This window comes from Actinokineospora spheciospongiae, assembly GCF_003182415.1.
Lineage (GTDB): Bacteria > Actinomycetota > Actinomycetes > Mycobacteriales > Pseudonocardiaceae > Actinokineospora > Actinokineospora spheciospongiae.
Genome location: NZ_QHCP01000004.1, coordinates 392,282 through 409,041, shown reverse-complemented (window position 1 = coordinate 409,041; position 16,760 = coordinate 392,282). Strand labels below are relative to the sequence as shown.

The 16,760-nt window shown below is 74.2% G+C and carries 12 protein-coding genes and 1 pseudogene; 6 read left to right on the top strand and 7 right to left on the bottom strand.

The annotated features are described in order from the left end of the window. Window positions 1-119: 119 nt before the first annotated feature. Entirely contained in the window at window positions 120-2,900 is a 2,781-nt protein-coding gene (locus tag DFQ13_RS12845) for an AfsR/SARP family transcriptional regulator (protein ID WP_110079959.1), read from the bottom strand. Window positions 2,901-3,020: 120 nt separating this feature from the next. On the opposite strand from DFQ13_RS12845, the gene DFQ13_RS12840 reads away from it, so the two are divergent. Together DFQ13_RS12840 and DFQ13_RS12835 are read left to right on the top strand one after the other, a co-directional pair. Continuing rightward, the gene (locus DFQ13_RS12840) at window positions 3,021-3,479 is read left to right on the top strand and encodes a hypothetical protein (protein WP_110079958.1); all 459 of its coding nucleotides are present in this window, start codon (window positions 3,021-3,023) and stop codon (window positions 3,477-3,479) included. Beyond that, window positions 3,479-3,805 (top strand): helix-turn-helix domain-containing protein, encoded by a 327-nt coding sequence (locus DFQ13_RS12835; RefSeq protein WP_110079957.1) that lies wholly within the window; start codon window positions 3,479-3,481, stop codon window positions 3,803-3,805. Before DFQ13_RS12840 ends, DFQ13_RS12835 begins: the two co-directional genes overlap by 1 nt. A 530-nt stretch (window positions 3,806-4,335) precedes the next feature. Here the strand turns inward: DFQ13_RS12835 and DFQ13_RS12830 are convergent. Further along, window positions 4,336-5,340, bottom strand: coding sequence for an extracellular catalytic domain type 1 short-chain-length polyhydroxyalkanoate depolymerase (locus DFQ13_RS12830; RefSeq protein WP_181399951.1), 1,005 nt, complete (start codon window positions 5,338-5,340; stop codon window positions 4,336-4,338). A 107-nt stretch (window positions 5,341-5,447) separates the two neighbouring features. Here DFQ13_RS12830 and DFQ13_RS12825 point away from each other — a divergent pair, with 107 nt between their 5' ends. Further along, a complete protein-coding gene (locus DFQ13_RS12825) occupies window positions 5,448-6,686 on the top strand; it encodes a PucR family transcriptional regulator (RefSeq protein WP_110079955.1) in 1,239 nt (412 codons plus the stop codon). On the opposite strand, the gene DFQ13_RS12820 is transcribed toward DFQ13_RS12825, so the two are convergent. After that, window positions 6,670-8,145, bottom strand: coding sequence for a phytoene desaturase family protein (locus DFQ13_RS12820; RefSeq protein WP_110079954.1), 1,476 nt, complete (start codon window positions 8,143-8,145; stop codon window positions 6,670-6,672). The genes DFQ13_RS12825 and DFQ13_RS12820 overlap by 17 nt on opposite strands. A gap of 510 nt (window positions 8,146-8,655) precedes the next feature. Here DFQ13_RS12820 and DFQ13_RS12815 point away from each other — a divergent pair. Then, window positions 8,656-9,375, top strand: a complete 720-nt coding sequence (locus tag DFQ13_RS12815) for a S1 family peptidase (protein ID WP_110079953.1) — start codon at window positions 8,656-8,658, stop codon at window positions 9,373-9,375. A 217-nt stretch (window positions 9,376-9,592) separates the two neighbouring features. On the opposite strand, the gene DFQ13_RS12810 is transcribed toward DFQ13_RS12815, so the two are convergent. The 3 genes and pseudogenes from DFQ13_RS12810 to DFQ13_RS35950 all read right to left on the bottom strand — a co-directional run. Beyond that, window positions 9,593-10,474 (bottom strand): hypothetical protein, encoded by an 882-nt coding sequence (locus DFQ13_RS12810; protein ID WP_110079952.1) that lies wholly within the window; start codon window positions 10,472-10,474, stop codon window positions 9,593-9,595. A 168-nt stretch (window positions 10,475-10,642) separates the two neighbouring features. Further along, the gene (locus tag DFQ13_RS34990) at window positions 10,643-11,158 is read right to left on the bottom strand and encodes a hypothetical protein (protein WP_233438383.1); all 516 of its coding nucleotides are present in this window, start codon (window positions 11,156-11,158) and stop codon (window positions 10,643-10,645) included. A 617-nt stretch (window positions 11,159-11,775) separates the two neighbouring features. Further along, window positions 11,776-12,411 (bottom strand): annotated as a pseudogene (locus tag DFQ13_RS35950) (serine/threonine-protein kinase); the annotation flags it as partial. 236 nt (window positions 12,412-12,647) lie between these two features. Between DFQ13_RS35950 and DFQ13_RS12800 the strand changes: the two are divergent. Further along, window positions 12,648-13,433 (top strand): FHA domain-containing protein, encoded by a 786-nt coding sequence (locus tag DFQ13_RS12800; protein WP_035282671.1) that lies wholly within the window; start codon window positions 12,648-12,650, stop codon window positions 13,431-13,433. Between the two features lie 61 nt (window positions 13,434-13,494). Here DFQ13_RS12800 and DFQ13_RS12795 read toward each other — a convergent pair whose 3' ends face one another. Continuing rightward, complete coding sequence (locus DFQ13_RS12795; protein ID WP_146241208.1) at window positions 13,495-14,745, bottom strand: right-handed parallel beta-helix repeat-containing protein; 1,251 nt, start codon at window positions 14,743-14,745, stop codon at window positions 13,495-13,497. 150 nt (window positions 14,746-14,895) lie between these two features. On the opposite strand from DFQ13_RS12795, the gene DFQ13_RS12790 reads away from it, so the two are divergent. Then, complete coding sequence (locus DFQ13_RS12790) at window positions 14,896-16,665, top strand: protein kinase domain-containing protein (protein WP_110079949.1); 1,770 nt, start codon at window positions 14,896-14,898, stop codon at window positions 16,663-16,665. Window positions 16,666-16,760 lie beyond the last annotated feature (95 nt).

Sequence of the window (16,760 nt, the reverse complement as noted above, 5' to 3'; positions counted from 1 at the left end):
GAAAACCAGGATGCCCCAGACCACCGACAGAACCGTCCGCTTTCCCGGGCGATGGCCGCCGACCGAAGAGGATTCACTCGTTCGAGTGGCGCGCACCTCTGCGGCGGCGCGCCTGCGGTCTACCCGCCCGCCCCCTCCGCAGGCGTGTCCACTCGGGCGGAGTGGAGCAGTGCCCGCAGTTCGCGCGCGTTGCCCTCGCGGCCCTGCTCCTCGTACCTGCCCAGCGCGCTCTGCCAGGCCGCACGCGCTCGATCGTGCTGCCCGAGTGCCGCGTGGGCGTGGCCGAGCCGGTCGAGGGTGTCCGCTTCCTCCGCCGCGGAGCCGATTTCGCGCAGGAGGGCGAGCGCGGTCAGGTAGTGGTCGACCGAGTCGGCGTGCCTGCCGCTGTGGTGGGCGATGTAGCCGAGGCTGTCCAGGGTGGTCGCCTGCCCCTCGGTGTTGTCGTGGCGCAGGAACAGGTCGTAGGCCTCCCGGCAGTGCTCGCGCCCCGCGGCGAGGTCGCCGGATATCGCGGCGTACCAGCCGACCGCGTTGAGCGCCCCCGCCTCCCACAGCGGGTCGCCGAGGGTGCGGCAGATGCGCAGCGCGTGCTCGGCGTGGTCGCGGGCCTGGTGGCTGTCCCCCCTGGACATCGCGGCGGAGGCGAGGGTCCGGTGGGTGTGGGCCTGGTTGAGGTCGTCGTCGTGGTGCTCGGCCAGCGCCAGCGCGGCCCGCAGGCAGCGGCCCGCCTCGTCGTGCTGCCCGAGGTCGGCGTGCGCGCGGCCGAGCAGCCGGTGGGCGCGCACGTGCGCGGTCGGGTCGGACAGGTGGGCCACGGCGTCCACCGCGGCCGTCCACACGGCGAGCCGGTCGCGGAGGTGGCCGCGCCTGCGCAGGTAGGTCTCCAGCGCGCCCGCCAGGCCCCAGGTGACCCGGTGGAGCTGCCGGTCCGCCGCCGCCCGCTGGGTGGCGAGCAGGTTGTCGCGCTCGGCGCTGAACCAGCGCGTGGCCGCGGCGTCGTCCTCGGCGGTGAGCGGGGCGCAGCCCGCCACCGGTGGGGCCAGGTCCAGCGAGGGGCGGTCGGGGTTGAAGACGGCGTCGGCGTTGCGCGCCGTGTGCAGGTAGAAGTCGGTCAACCGGTCCAGCGCGGCGGTGACGACGTCGGCGGGCAGGTCCTGGGCGGTCTCGCCCGCGTGCAGCCGGATCAGGTCGTGCATCCGGTGGCGCCCGGTGTCCGAGCCGGTGAGCAGCGACGCCTGTTCCAGGGCGCGCAGCACCGCCGCCGCGGCGGTCTCGGGCAGGCCGAGCAGGCTCGCGGCGGCGGGCAGGCCGATGTCGCGGCCCGGCGCGGTGCCCAGCAGCGCGTAGGCGGTGGCCTGCTCGGGGGTGAGCACCGTGAGCGACAGCGAGAGCACCGCCCGGAGGTTGGCGGCCGGGTCGGTGTCGGCGAGCGCTTCGAGCCCGAGGTCGCCCAGCGCGGCGGCCAAGCCCACCAGCGTGAGCCGCGGCCGGGTCAGCGCGTGGGCGGCGACCAGGCTCAGCGCCAGCGGGAAGCCGCCGCACAGCTCGACGAGCCGGTCCAGCCCCTCGGCCTCCGCCGTCGCCCGGTCGGTGCCGATCCGGTCGGCGAGAAGTGCCCGCGCCTCACCGGCCGAGAGCACGTCCAGCGGCAGGTGACCCGCGCCGTGCCGGGTGAGCAGGCCGGTGAGGACGGTGCGGCTGGTGATCAGGACCGTGCAGCGGTCGCTGTCGGGCAGCAGCGGCGCGACCTGGGCGCTGTCCGCCGCGTTGTCCAGCACCACCAGCACCCGCTTGCCCGCGACCAGCCCCCGGAACAGGGTGGCCGCCGCGTGCGGGTCGACCGGGATGCGCGCGGGCTCCACGCCGAACGCGTCGAGGAAACCGCGGACGGCGGCCGCCGCGGGCAGGGGCGCCCCCTCGGGGCTGAAGCCGCGCAGGTCGACGAACAGTTGGCCGTCGGGGAAGCGGTCGGCGTGCCGGTGCGCCCAGTGCAGGGCCAGCCAGGTCTTGCCGATCCCGCCCGCGCCGGTGAGGGCCGAGATGACCACCGGTGCGCCGGGGTCCACGCCTGCCAGCGCGGCGTCCAGCCGGGCCAAGTCCCGGTGGCGGCCGACGAACCGCCGGGGGGCGCGCGGCAACTGGCGGCACAGCGCGGCGGGCGGGATCGTCGGGGCCCGGCCCGCGGCCAGCAGGGTGCCGTGCCACTGCTGGAGCCGGGTGCCCGGCTCGGTGCCGAGCTCCTCGACGAGCCGGTCGCGAATCCGGCGGTAGTGCGCCAGCGCGTCGGCGGTGCGCCCGGCCTGGTGCAGCGCGAGCATGTACTGACCGGCGACGCGCTCGTCGAGGGGCCGGTTGGCGACCCTGGTGGCCAGCTCGGCCACCAGGTGTTCGCCGTGGCCCGTCCGCAACCGCGCGTCGACCAGGTCGCACTGGGCCGCGATCCGCTCCTCGTCGAGCCCGGCGCGTTCGACGGCGGCCCACGCGCTGTCCAGGCCGGTCAGCGCCTCCCCGCGCCACAGGTCCAGCGCGTCGGTGAGCAGCCGGGCGGCTTCGGCGGGGTCGGGTTCGGACCGGGCCCGCGCGCACAGGTCGCGGAAGGCGACCACGTCGACGGCGCGGGCCCCGGTGGTGACGAGCGCGTAGCCGCCGGGTCTGCGGGCGATCTCGAGCCAGTCCACGCCCGCGAGCGCCTGCCGCAGCCGCGACAGGTAGCTGTGCAGCGTCGCCCGGCCGCGCCGGGGCACGTCCTCGGCCCAGACCCGCTCGACCAACTGGTCCACCGGCACCACCCGGCCCGCGTCGAGGGCGAGCGCGGCGAGGAGGCACCGCTGCCTCGCGGGCCCCAGGTCCACCCGGTGCCCGCCCGCGTGGACCGCCACCTCCCCGAGCAGGCGCAACACGCCGCCACCTCCCCCGTACCGCCCCTGACCCGCGGAATGCGGAAACGCCGCAAGCGATCCGCAGTGCCCGCGCCCCAGTATGGCCGCACAGCGCAAGCCGAACGGACGAGGGAGCCGAACATGATCGGGAACAGGGTGGCGCGCGGGGTGGCGAAGGTGGCCGGGGTGGCGTTGACCGCCGCGGCGGCGCTGGCGGTGGGGCCGCAGGCGGCGTCGGCCCAGGTGGCGGCGCAGGCCCCGGCGGTGGCGTGCCAGGCCGTCGGGCGGGTGTCCGGCTCGGTCGCCGAGTACACCCTCTACGACAACGCCGGGTACTCCGGCGCCTGCATCACCTTCTACCGGCTGGGGAACTGCACCGCCACCACCGGGGACGTGAACGGGCTCTACAACCTGGCCGGGTGGGGCTGGGACAACCGGGCCGGTTCGGTGCACACCTACAGCCAGTGCGACGTGATGGTGTACGACGCGCGGGACTGCCCGCGCGGCGGGGCGCACAGCACCTGGGTCGACCAGAGCGCGGACCTGCGGCTCGGCGGCGTGAACTGGCAGAACCGCGCCACCTGCGTGCTCGTGAGCTGATGGGGGTGCTCGAACAGCAGTGGTGCCCGGACCCCGACCGGGTCACCGACGAGGCGGGGCTGGTCGAACAGCTCGACCTGCTGCGGCGGCGGGCGGCCCGGGGCACCGGCAAGGCGCGGGTCGGCCTGAGCACCCTCGCGCGGCGGGCGGGCCTGCCCCGCTCGACCGTGCACACCTACGTCAGCGGGCGGGCGTTCCCCCCGGTCGACGCGCTCGACCGGATCGTGCAGGCGCTCGGCGTCCCGCCCTCGGGCCTGCGCCCGTGGGGCGAGGCGTGGTTCCGCGCCGCCGCCGACCTGGACCGGCGGCGGCGCGGAACCCGGTGACCCCGAGGGCGGCTCAGCGGGTGACGACGAACACCGACGTAGTCGGTCCGGAGCCATGAGCTGCCGCAGGTGGCGATCCGGTGGGAGTTGCCGTCCGACAGCGGACTCGTCGTGCTGCCTCAGAGGTCTTCGTTCGCCCGCGCCGCCGGTTCGGCGACCGCGCGGCGGTGGGCTGGTCCGCGCACCAGCGGGTCGGCGGTCGAGGCCGCGAATTCTCCTGGAGCAGCAAGGCTTCCACTGCGGTGAGCCAGAGGCCCACCGGGCTGCGCACCGCGGCCGGCAGGGCACCGCGGGCACCGGTGGGCACAACGCCCCGAGCACCTGGTCCCGTGCGGTGACCGGCTCCGCCGCGGCCTGCCTGCCCCGCGAGAACAGTTTCACCTGTCGAAGATCGTCGTCGCAGGTGGACCGTCGACCGGAGCCCATTCGCCGAACCCGGCCGGTGGGAGTTTTTTCACCCGGGCTGCGGGGGCAGGCGGCCAGACCCCCCGTGGGTCACCGGCCGCCTGCCCCGGTCGACACCGGTCGGACTACGGCAGTGAGCGGCCGCTGAAGAAGTCCCACACCAGGGTGCTCAGGTCCGGCCCGATCGGGTCGGCGTAGGCGCCTTCCCCGCCACCGGGCCACCGGTGTCCGAGGCCCTCGACGCTGTACTTCTCGATCAGCAGTTCGCCGGTGCCCGCGTCGGTGTAGCCCGTTTTGACGTACGGGTAGGCGCCCGGTTCCACCACGCGCTGCCGGGAGTCGGCCACGTCGTCGACGTCGCCGTCGAGCACGCCGTCCCGGGCCAGGTCGTCGATGGCGGCCCAGTGCGTGACCAGGCGGTCGCCGAAGACCGGTTCGACGGTGGTGTCGGCGTCGCCCTGCATGATGAACGTCGGCACCTGCCGGGCCCGCGGGCCCATCTCGGCGTAGGCGAGTTTCGCGGTGTCGACCGGGCTGACCTTGTCCCGACCGCCCAGGATGACCCGATCAGCGGCGTACTCGCCACCGGCGAGGCTGCCGATCGCCGCGTAGACGTCCGGGTAGGTGACCCCGAGGACCACGGCCATCGCGGCACCGGCGGACGCCCCGACGGCGTAGACCCGCTCGGCGTCGGCGCCGTACCGCGCCACGACGGCCTGGGTGGCGCCCGCCAGCAGCGACGGTTCCCCGCTGCCGCGCTTCTGGTTGCCCGGCAGCAGCCCGTTCCAGCAGCCGTTGATGTTCCACAGCCGGTTCTGCGTCGGGTAGACGACGATGAACCCGCGGGCGTCCGCGAGGTCGTTGAACCGGGTCATGGCCTTCATCGAGTTGTCCCCGTAGCCGGTCATGTCGCACCCGTGCAGGGCGACGAGCACCGGCAGCGGCGTGCCCGGCCGGTGGGACGGCGGCAGGTGGACCTCGTAGTCGAGCCGCCCCCAGAAGTTGACGAACGTGGCCCGCTCGTCGCGCCCGCCCGCCGCCGACGCCTGGCTCGACAGCGACGTCACCGACGCCAGTGCCAGCACCAGGGTGGTGAGTGCCCGCAGCACCCGTTTGGTCTTGACCCCCATGGATTTTCCTCTCGTTCTCCCCATCGGATTTCCCTGTCTTGTCAATCCTCACCAAGACCGGCCCGCGGCGACACCGGCCCCCGACCCAACAGTGGTAGACGGGAGTTGTGACTGATGACAACGAGGCGCTGACCATCGGCGGCCGGGTGCTCTACCAGAGGCTGTTCGCCGAGCGGCGCCGCATGGCGCGGCGGCTGGTGGAGCGGTTCGGCCGGGAAATCGGTGCCTACCAGCGGCTTTCGAGTGCGGAGCTGCTCGACACCATCGCCGCGGTCACCGAGGAGAACCTGCGGATCTTCGCCGAGTCGGTGCGCGACCGGGCGGCGCCGTCGCCCGGGGAGCTGGTCGGGCCGATCACGGTGTCGGCCGCCCGGCGCGCGGGCGAGGGGATGGCGCTCGACGGTGTCATGGGCGCGTACAGCATGGGGATGCTCGAAACCTGGCGCGCGATGGTCGCCGACGCGCGACCCGAGGACCTTGACCACGTCCTGGCGTTCACCGAACTCGTGCTCGGCTACATCCACGGCGCGGGCACCGCCTCGGCGGCGGCCTACCTGGAGGAGCGCCGCAGGCTGGACAGCGGCGAGCAGCAGCGCCGCCACACTCTGGTGTCGGCGTTGCTGCGCGGCGACCCGCTGGAGGAACCCGCGCGCCGCGCCGGTGTCCGGCTCGCCCCGCGCTACCTGGTGCTGCGCCTGGCCTTCGCCGCGCACGAGGACGAGACGGAGCCCGGCGTGGACGCCACGATGGCCGCGCAGCGCAAGGTCCACCGGGCCGAGCAGGAACTGGCGGCGGCGGTGGGGGAACCGGTGCTCTCGCTCCTCGACACGACCGGCGGCACGGCACTGCTCGCGGGCGAGGACTGGTCCGCGGCGGAGGCGGTCGTCGACGGGCTCAGCCGCGCCGCGGGCGTCGAGGTGACCGCCGCCGGAGTCGCCGCGGAACCCCCGGGCGTCGCCGAAGCCGTCCGCCAGGGGGGCGAGATCCTGGAACTGGCGAGTGTGTTCGGCCGCGGCCCCGGCTTCTACCGGCTGGCAGACGTCGTCCTGGAGTACCAACTGACCAGGCCGACCGCGGCGAGCGGCGCGCTGCGCGCCCTGCTCGCGCCGCTCGACGAGCACCCGGACCTGCTCGTCACGCTGGAGACCTACCTGCGGCTCGGGTTGAACCGGCGGCAGACGGCCGTGCGGCTCCACGTGCACCCGAACACCGTGGACTACCGGGTGCGCAAGGCCGTCGCGCTGACCGCGCTGGACCCGGCCGATCCCGCCCACCTGCAGCTCATCGGCGCCGCGCTCGTCATCCGCCGGATGACCGTGGGCGGGCGGGTCAGGCCGGTCCGATGAGCCCGGCGACGATGGCGGCCGACATCGCCACCAGCGGCAGGCCGCCACCCGGGTGGGCCGACCCGCCGACGAGGAACAGGCCGGGCACGGGGCCGCGGTTGCGCGGGCGCAGCAGCGCGGCGCGCGGCCCGTTGGACGACGTGCCGTAGATCGAACCGCCCACCGAGCCGGTGTCGCGCTCCCAGTCGGCCGGGGTGCGCACCTCCCGCCAGCGCACCCGGTCGCGCACGTCCAGCCCGCGCTCGGCGAGCACCCGCAGGACCCGGTCGGCGTAGTCGTCGGCCAGCCCGGGCGCCCGCCAGTCCACCGGGCCCTGGCGCGGGGCGTTGACCAGGACGAACCACGCCTCGTCACCCTCGGGCGCCACGGCGGGGTCGTCGGGTGAGCAGACGTACACCGCGGGGTCGGGCACGGGTCGCGGCGCGCGGCCGAAGATCGCGTCGAACTCGGCGTCGTAGTCCGCGGGGAACAGCACGCGGTGGTGGTGGCGCGGACCGGGGGTGCGCCCGCGCAGGGCGAGCAGCAGCACGAACCCGGACAGCGAGGGCACCGCGCGCCGCAGCGCCCGCCGGGGTCGGCGCGCCGACCGGGCGGGCAGCAGGTCGCGGTAGAGCACCTCGGCGTCCACATCGGACACGACGACGTCCGCGGCGATCCGCTCCCCGTCGCCCAGCCGCACGCCGCTGACCCCGGTCGGGGTGGCGTCGATGCCGGTCACCGGGGCGTTGAAGCGCAACCGCACCCCCAGTTCGCGGCACCGGTCGGCCAGCGCGTCGCCCAGCACCCGCAGGCCACCGCGCACGTACCAGCCGCCGAAGTGCTGCTCGACGTAGGGCACCACGCTCAGCACGGCCGGAATCCGGCGCGGGTCCGACCCGCTGTAGGTGGCGTAGCGGTCCAGCAGCACCCGCAGCCGGGGGTCGTCGAACCGGGCGCGGCCGAGCGCGCGCAGCGTCCGCCACGGCGCGATCGCGGCCAGGTCGCGCGGGTCGGCCGAGCGGCGCACCAGGTCGCCCAGCCCGCCCAGGGGGCGCTGCAGCACCGACTCGCCCACCAGGCCCCACAGGTGCGCGGCGTCGGCCATGACCCGGCGCCACTGCGCGGCCGACCGCTCGCCGAACGCCGCCGCCAGGGCCGCGGGCACGTCCTCCTCTGCGTGCGGCAGGTCGACCTCGGTGCCGTCGGCGAAGCGGTAGTGGCACACCGGGTCCACCGGCACCACGTCCACCACGGTGTCGAGGGGCGCCCCGGTCGCGGCGAACAGGTCGCGGTAGACCTGCGGCATGGTCAGCAGCGACGGGCCGGTGTCGAAGGTGTACCCGTCCCGGTGCAGGGTGCCCAGCTTGCCGCCGTGGGTGTCGCCCTGCTCCACCACGGTCACCCGGTGTCCCAGCGCGGCCAGGCGCGCGGCCGCGGCCAGCCCACCCATCCCCGCCCCCACCACCACGACACCGGCCACCTCAGCGGTCCCCCCTCGGCGCGCACCACGGGCACAGGGCGGGAGACGACCGGCCGGGAGCGGGCATGCCCGCACAGTAATCGCGGGCGGGCGGTTCGGCAGGGCGGCGTCGAGGGGCGCCGCCGACGACGGCGCGACCGGTGCGAATGGCATTCGCGGACGAGGTGATGCGGAAAAGTTGGTTTCGACAAACCGGGGCAAGCACATCGGTGGACGCCGGAGCACGTGTCGGCACTACTTTCGTCGGGTGGACGACGTCGCCGATCGAACCGGACAATCCGACCGCCGTCCGAGCCATAAGCGTGCGCCATAAGGTCGACGAACACCCGGGCCAACTGGGAAAATCCTTCCCAGGCAATGGGATCGGTGACCTTGTGCCCGGATCGCGAGCTGGTGCATATTCAGGAGGCGAAAGCACCCGGGATGATTTCACCTCCACTGGACCGACATTTCGCGAATCGTCCTCGCCCATCCCCTGCACGGCGTTCCCACGCCGATTGGAAGGCTCTCATGCGCAGATTCCTCGCAGCCCTGGCCGTCGCCGGTGCGGCGGTGCTCTCGATCGCGGGCTCGGCCTCGGCCTCTACCGAACCGTCGGGCGGGATGCAGCCGAACGTCATAGGCGGGCACAACGCGACCGAGACCTACTCCTGGATGGTCTCGTTGAGCAACGGCTGCGGCGGCAGCCTGGTGGCCCCGCAGTGGGTCGTCACCGCCACCCACTGCGGCAGCGCGAGCCAGGCCCGGGTGGGCTCGACCAACAAGAACTCCGGCGGTGAACTGCTGCGCGTCGACCGGCGGGTCAACCGGGCGGGCACCGACCTGACGCTGATGCACCTGTCCACCGCCTCGCGCCAGGCGCCGGTGCGGATGGCCACCGCGAACCCCGCCCCCGGCGGAGCGGTGCGCCTGCTGGGCTGGGGCTGCCTGAGCTGGCCGTCCTGCTACACGCCGACCACGCTGCAGGAGATCGACCTGACCCTGCTGCCCGCCAGTCGGTGCGCCGCCGGTGGCGGCACGTCCACCGACATCTGCGTCTCCGGCGACCGCGCCCACTCGGCCTGCCACGGCGACTCCGGCGGCCCGGCCGTCGTGGGCACCCGGGGCAACTGGACCCTGGTCGGCGAAACCCACGGCCCCGGCGACAACGGCGGCGAGTGCGCCACCACCACCCTCTACACCGGCATCGCGGCGAACCTGGGCTGGATTCGACAGCAGATCGGCGGCTGACGAGCCGAACCGGCAGACCGGAGGCCCTGACAACGCCCCGTGCTCGGTGGTGACCAATCACCACCGAGCACGGGGCGTCCGGATTCTTCCCACGGAACGCGCAGACGAGTAGGCCCACCTCACCCGGGAAGTGGGGGGAGCAGCCACGATTCCGCCCACTGCGGCCGGGGGCGAAGGCTGACCACCTCGGAGTTCTCCGGCGTCACGACCCCCTCGGTCAGCAGGTTCCCTTGGGGTCGGGCATCGGCAGCGACGGGTCGAAGATCCGCTTGCGGTCCTCCTCGGGGGTGGAGCCGCCCGGGTTGACCAGCTCGGCGTCCGCCGGGGCCAGGTGGCCCCGGACCGCGGCCGAGCAGCTCATCGAGTAGAAGAACCGCGAGTGGTCCAACGGGGTCAGCCCCCGGCCGACGCCCGGCCAGTCGGCCAAGCCGTAGAAGCCGTACTGGGACTGGGCCCGGACGACGCTGATGATCTGCATCGGTCCGGTCAGCACCGCCCGGTTGCGCGGGGTGAAGGCGTAGGCGAACGAGTGGTTCATGTCGATGATCAGCTCGCCGCGTCGGCCCGCCTGGACGGTCATGGTGCCGGTGACCTTGACCGGCACCCCGTCCAGCAGGGTGCTGCCCTCGGCGATCGCGGTGCGCAGGTGCGGGGAGGCGAGCACCTCGGCCCGCTTCGGCGCGGCGAACTGGTCGGCCAGCAGGTGCACGTCGGTGCCGTGGAGGACCCGGGGGTCGATCCGGGCGCTGATCAGCGCCCGGCGGGCCCGGTCGAGCGCGTCGGCGACCTGCGCCCGGGTGAACCCGGCGAGCGGCGCCGCGACGGGGGCCACGATCCCGGCCTCACCGTCGGCCCACCCCTCCACGGCGGTGCCCGCGAAGGGGTGGGCCAGGTCGACGGTGGGCGTCACCGGCACGGGCACCGCGGCGGCGGGGCCAGGACCGGTGCCGAGCAACCCGGACAGCAGTTCCGGGTGGGTCTGCCGCACGGACAGCACACCCACCACCAGCGTGACCGCGGCGAGGACAGAAATGATGATCGCGTTCCCGTGGCGCGCGAAGAAGCCGGACCTGTTCGCCGGTCGGAAGTCATCCCCCATGCCACCGGTATTGCCCGGGCCCGCCGTTGCGTTACACCGCCTCCGTCACAGGGGAGGCGAACCGCCCGAAGCGGACACCCACCGCGCTGGGCGGGTTCCCGCCCGGGCTTGGGTCCGCAGTGGCCGCACGTCGTCGACCCCGATCCGGGTGGCGGAGCCGTGGGTCGCTCAGCGACCGGGCAACCGGGGGGCGATCACCCGGCCGAGCGCGGTCACCTTCTCGCACAGGGCTTCCTCCGGGACGCTGCCGTCCTCGCTGTCCAGGCTGAGCGTGGCGACCTCCATCCAGTCGTCGTTGACCGCGGTGTGCTCGACGTACCTGCGGTGGATGATTTCGATCTCGCACCCCGTGGCGCCTTCGTCCGCATTGGAGTCGGTGCCGACGTGAGCTTCGCCGACCCCGGTGGAGACGGTGGTTTCGTCGTCATCGGCATCCTCGGGCCACTCCCGGCTGAACACGAGCGTGAGGTCGAAGGAGTCGGTCTGCCAGTAGCAGGTCCAGTTGCCGAAGTCGGGCTCCGGTGCCACCGGGGTGGTGAACACCGTGGCCAGTTCGTCCTCCGCGAGGGTGGCGCACGCGTCGGCGTTCGCCAGGGACCGCGGGTCGAACGGCTTGCCACGACGGGGGATCTGGGTGGCCTGGCCGAGCTTGGACAGCACGCTGCCCGACACGTCGGAGGCCATGGAGCACAGCTCGGACGGGTGCCCGCCCTGGTTCCGGGCGGTGACGACGACCCGGTTGCCGTCCGGGAGCGTGATCGGGCGCTCGCACTCGCCGTTGCGCTCGGGGGAAACTCGCCCGCCTCGAGTTCCCCGGGGGTGTGGGGCTGGGATCGGTACTCGTCGGGGTTCACGATCCGGACCCACACCTCCCCGACGTCCTTCTCCTCCTTGCCCAGCCGCACGGTCATGCCGCAGCGGTTGAACTCGCCGTACTCGGTGTCCTTCCGCACCACGTGGTTGCCGAACCGGGCGAGGGAGTTCGGGTCGAGCAGGGAGCACGGGTCGGCGGTGCGCTTGTCCCCCACGTTGCCGTTTCCCACCAGCGGGGAGGCGAGGGAGGACGAGCCGCTGTTCGCGTGGACGACCGCTCCCGCCGCCACCGCCGCGGCCAGGAGTGCCGACCCGACAAGGACACCCCGCTTGCGCGGTGGCGGGCCGACCGGGACGGTCGCGCCGTCCGCCGTGCCCGCCATCGGGTTGATCGGGACGGTGATCCCGGAGATCACCTCCAACTGCACCTTGGCCGCGCGCAGGGTCGGGCGGACGTCGGGGTGGTGGGCGAGCAGGTCGGACAGCAGCGGTTCGAGCGCCCCGGCCCGGGTGGTGGGGCAGCGGTCGCCCGCCATCGCCCGCCGCTGCTGGGCGTGCGGGTCGTGGCTCGGCGGTCCCCACGGGGAGTGGCCCTCCACGGCGGCGAACAGGGTGGCCCCGAGGGAGAACACGTCGGCGGCCGGGCCGCCCGGGGTGCCGTTGGCCACCTCGGGCGCCATGTAGGCGGGGGTGCCGACGACCCTGGCGTCGCCGGTGTTGGTCAGCTCGGCCCAGTGGGCGATGCCGAAGTCGGTCAGCTTGGCGGTGCCGTCCTCGGCCACCAGTACGTTGCCCGGGGTGACGTCGCGGTGGACCATCCTGCGGTCGTGCATGGCCACGAGCGCGGCGGCGATCTGCGCGCCCACCCCGGCCGCGGCCCGCGGCGTCAGCGGGCCGGTGGTGGCGAGGGTGGCGGCGATGCTGCGCGCCGGGAAGTACTCCATGACCAGCCACCGGTCGGCACCGTGGACCACCACGTCGTACATGCTGACCACGTTCGGGTGCTGCAACCCGGCGGCCATTTGCGCCTCCCGCCGAAGCTGCGCGTCGTTCCCGCCGGTGGACCGCTTGAGCGCCACCACCCGCCGCAGTTCGGAGTCGGTGGCCCGCCAGACGACACCCATCCCCCCGGCACCGATCTGCTCCTCCAGCCGGTAACGCCCCGCGATCATGTCCCCACGCTGCATGAGCGAGAAGGTAACAGCCCGAACCGCCAAGTCGAGGGGCGATGGCCTTTGCCCGTCAGGGTTTCGCGCGCCCACCCGCGGCGGCGGCAGATCCCCGGCCCGCCGCTCGGGACCGGTCCCGGGTGACCGGAATATCGTGGTCGGACTACGCACAACCGCCTGGGGAGATCGACATGCAGTTCGCGCCCGTGGAGCCGATTGCCGTGCGGAGCCTGGTGCTCGGTGCGGCGCGGGTCCCGCCCGGAGGGCTGTCCGCGCTCACGCTGACCGGTGGGGTCACCGTCGAGCCGAGCGAGGGCAGGCGGGTCCGGTTCGGCCGCAACCGACCGCGGGTGGAGGTGTGCGTCGGGGAGAACGACGTGACCGTCAGCCGCGAGCACGGCGTGCTCGACCACCGCGGCGGCCGCTGGTGGGTGACCAACACCGGTCGCTCCCCCATCCGCCTGCCCGCTTCCCCGCTGCTGCACCGAGACGGCGAACCGCTCCCCCTCGCCCCCGGGTACACGCCGCTGTTCCTGCGCGGTTCCCGGGGCCGCGAACACCTGGTGGAGCTGTACGTCGCCGACGCGGGCGGGAGCCAACTCGCCCCGCGCCCCAACGACATCACCCAGCCGCCGAAGCGCTGGCGCCTCACCGAGGAGGAACGGCTGGCCCTCGTCGTCCTGGGCAGGCGCTACCTCCTGCACGACCCGCACCCGCAGCCGCTGTCCCGGCAGCAGGCAGCCGACCAGCTCCGGGAACTGCGGCCAGCCGCCAACTGGACGACCAAGCGCGTGGAGCACACCATCGCGGGCGTCCGCGGCCGCCTCGCCGCGAGCGGTGTCCACGGGTTGCTGCGCGAAGAGGTGGGCGAACCGGTCGGGCTGACGCTGACGGTCAACCTGCTGCGCGAGCTGATCTCCTCCACCACGCTCGTCCCGCTCGACCTCGACCTCGTGGACGACCCGAACGCACCTTGACCGCTGCCCGGCGGCGGGCAGCTCACCGAGTCCACCGGGCACAGCGCCTCCCTGGACCAGGTCAGCTCCAGCCAGTACAACCCGGGCGGCGAAGCCCGAGCTCTGGTCGCGTGGTCGTCCCGCCCAGTTCGTACGCGCCGACGTCGTGGCCCGCTCCCGCCGGTCGGGGTGTGCCGTCGAGGTCGAAGGCGGGGGCCAGGCGGGGTGAGCCGGCGTCGACGGCGGGCGAGCCCGCGGTGAGGTGGAAGTCGCCCCCGGCCGGGTCGGCGAAACCGGGGTCGCCGGTCATGTTGTGGTCGCTGACGAAGGGGCCGGTGTCGACGGGTCCCTCGGCGAAGATGTTGTTGCGCAGGACGTTGTGGCCGCGGAAGCGGTCCGCGTCGATGACCACCGCACCGAGCCGGTTCCCGGCGAAGGTGTTGTTGACGATCTGGACGTCGGACATCGTGCCGGTGGATTCCACCCAGAGGCTCAGCCCGGCCTGGGCGTTCCCGGTGGAGACGTTGTTGAACACCCGGACCTTCGCGAGCCGCCTGGTGGTCGAGTAGTCCTCGACGGCCAGGGCGATGCCCGCCTTGGTGCTGTTCTCCGCACCGGAGACGACATTGTTGTACACGTCGACCGAGGTCGCGGAGTCCACGTAGATGTTGGGGCCGCGGTTGTCGGTGACCACGTTGTCGTGGATCTTCACCCGGGCGTGGTCGGTGTACTTGACGTCGATGCCCTCCTCGCCGTTGTCGTGGACCCGGCAGTGCCGGACCTCGACGTCGCGGGAACCGGACGCGATGCTCAGCGCCTCGTGGTCGGCCGAGGTGCCCCGCGCGTTCGTGCCGTGGATGTCGCAGGAGTGCACCGAGACGCGGGACGTGCCGACCAGGACCAGCCCGCCGTCGCGGGAGCCGTCGACGGTGAAGCCGCCGAACTCCAGGTCGTGGCCGCCGTTGGCGTGGGCACCGAATCCCCGCGAGCCGGACACCGCCAGGTTCAGGAACCGCTGCCAGGAGTGGTTCCCCACCGCGAGCAGCCCGTCGGGCCCACCCGCACCGGTGATGACGGCGGGGCCGCCCACGCCGGTGAAGGTGATGGGGCGGCGCGGGGTGCCGTCGGTGCGGATGGTGAGCCCGCCCGGGTAGGTGCCCGCGGCGATCGCGACGGTGTCGCCGGGCCGCACGACGTCGGCGGCGGCCTGCGGCGTGGCGTACCGGGCGCCCGGCCCGACCGCGAGGACCCGCCCGGCCGCCGCCGTCGCCGAGCCGGTGCCCGGCAGGACCACCACCGCCACCAGCGCCAACGCGCAGGCTCGTTCCAGCATCATCGCCCCCTGTTCCGACGCGGGCACTCCCGGCGTCGCCCCGGTTCTACCGCCGGTGCGCGGGACCGGTCCCCCGCGCCCGGTGGTCCGTTCAGGTGCCCCGGTCCGGGGCCGACCGCGCCGGGCACCGGCGCTGCCTAGACTGGTCCGGTGCGAGCCGACCACGTCATCGCCGACCGCTACCGCCTGGACGAAGAGCTCGGCGAAGGCGGGATGGGGGTGGTCTGGTGCGCGACCGACCTGGAACTGGGCCGAGCGGTCGCGCTGAAGCGGTCCCGCGACGGGGACACCGGGCAGATCCGCCGCGAGGCCCGGATCGGCGCCGGGCTGCTGCACCAGAACGTGGTCACCGTCTTCGACACGGTCGTCGACGGCGAGGAGCGCTGGCTGGTCACCGAGTACCTGCCCGCCCGCAGCCTCGAGCAGGTGATCGAGGCCGACGGGCCGCTGCCGGAGGACCTGGTGGCGCGCATCGGCGCGCAACTGGCGGACGCGCTGGCGGCCATGCACGCGCGCGGGATCGTGCACCGCGACGTCAAGCCGGGCAACGTCCTGGTGACCGGGGACGGCACCGCGAAGCTGACCGACCTGGGCATCGCGCGCTGGGCCGAGGTCACCCGCACCGGCGGCGCGCAGCTCACCGGGACCGTCGGCTACGTGGCCCCCGAGGTGGCCGACGGCCACGACGCCGGACCGGCCGCGGACGTGTTCTCCCTCGGCGCGACGCTGTACGCGGCCGTGGAGGGCCATTCGCCCTGGGGCACCGGGGAGGACGGCCCGTTCGTGCAGATGCGCCGCGCCGCCGCGGGCCGGGTCGACCCCTTCCACCGCGCCGACCGGCTCCGCCCGGTGCTCACCGCCCTGCTGCGCGTCGACCCGGCCGGGCGCCCGACCGCGGCCGAGGCCACCCTCGCGCTCGCGGGCGGGCAGGAGGTCCCCCCGCGGCGGCCGGGCCCGCCGGGTCGCCGGCGGCGCAGGCTCGCCGCCGCGGCCGCGGGCGTGGGCGCCATCGCCCTGGTGACCACCTTCGCCCTCACGGCGGGCCCACCGGAGCGCGACGGCGACCTCCCCGGCACGCTGGGCGCGGACCCGGCCGCGGCCGACCCCTGCGCCGCGCTGTCCACCGACGCCCTGGCCGGGTTCGGCGAGGCCTTCATCGACCCGGAACTGGGCAACTTCGGCACCTGCGTCGTCACCACCACGCTGCCGGACGAGGCGGGGCAGGTGCAGACCCACCTCGACCTGACCGGCCCACTCCGGTACCCGCCCCGGCCACCGACACCGGGGCAGGTGGGTGGGATCGAACGCCCGGACGTCCGCGACGGCGCCTGCACCCGCGCACTGCCCCTGGCCGACCTCAACCGGGTGGTCATCACGTCCCGGCCGCTGGACGACGCGGAGAACACCCCCGTGTGCGCGATCTCCGAAACCGTGGTCGGCACGGTGGCGCAGATGCTCGCCAACGGCCCGCTCCCCCACCGCGCCCAACCCCTCCCCTCCTGGTCACTGGCCCACGTCGACGCCTGCGCCCTGCTGTCGGGGTCCGATGTGGCCACCGCCCTCAGATCGGTCGAAGCCGGTGACGCGAGCCTCGGCGGCTGGCAGTGCGACTGGGACCACGACCGCAGAACGGTGCGGGTCCACTTCAGCCGGGAGTGGCCGATCGAGGACGACGCGGACGTGGTCGGCACGCGAATCCGCGTCGGCGACCGCAACGCGGTCATCGCGGCGACCGGGAAGACGTGCCAGGTGCAGGTCGTGCACAGGTTCTACACCCCGCCGTCGGTGCTGCACGGCACCGAGGAGGACCGCGAGGAAATCGTGGTCGTCGACTTCAAGGACCCGGGCGGCACCGACCAGGCGGCGCTGTGCGAGACCGCGCGCACCCCCGCCGCCGCCGCCGTCGCCCGGCTCCCGTGACCTCGTACCCGTCGCACCGCCCGATCGTGTCTTGTTGGCCCGACGGCAGGTGCTCCCCCGCGTCCCGGGGTAGAACCCAGGGGAACGGGAGGCGA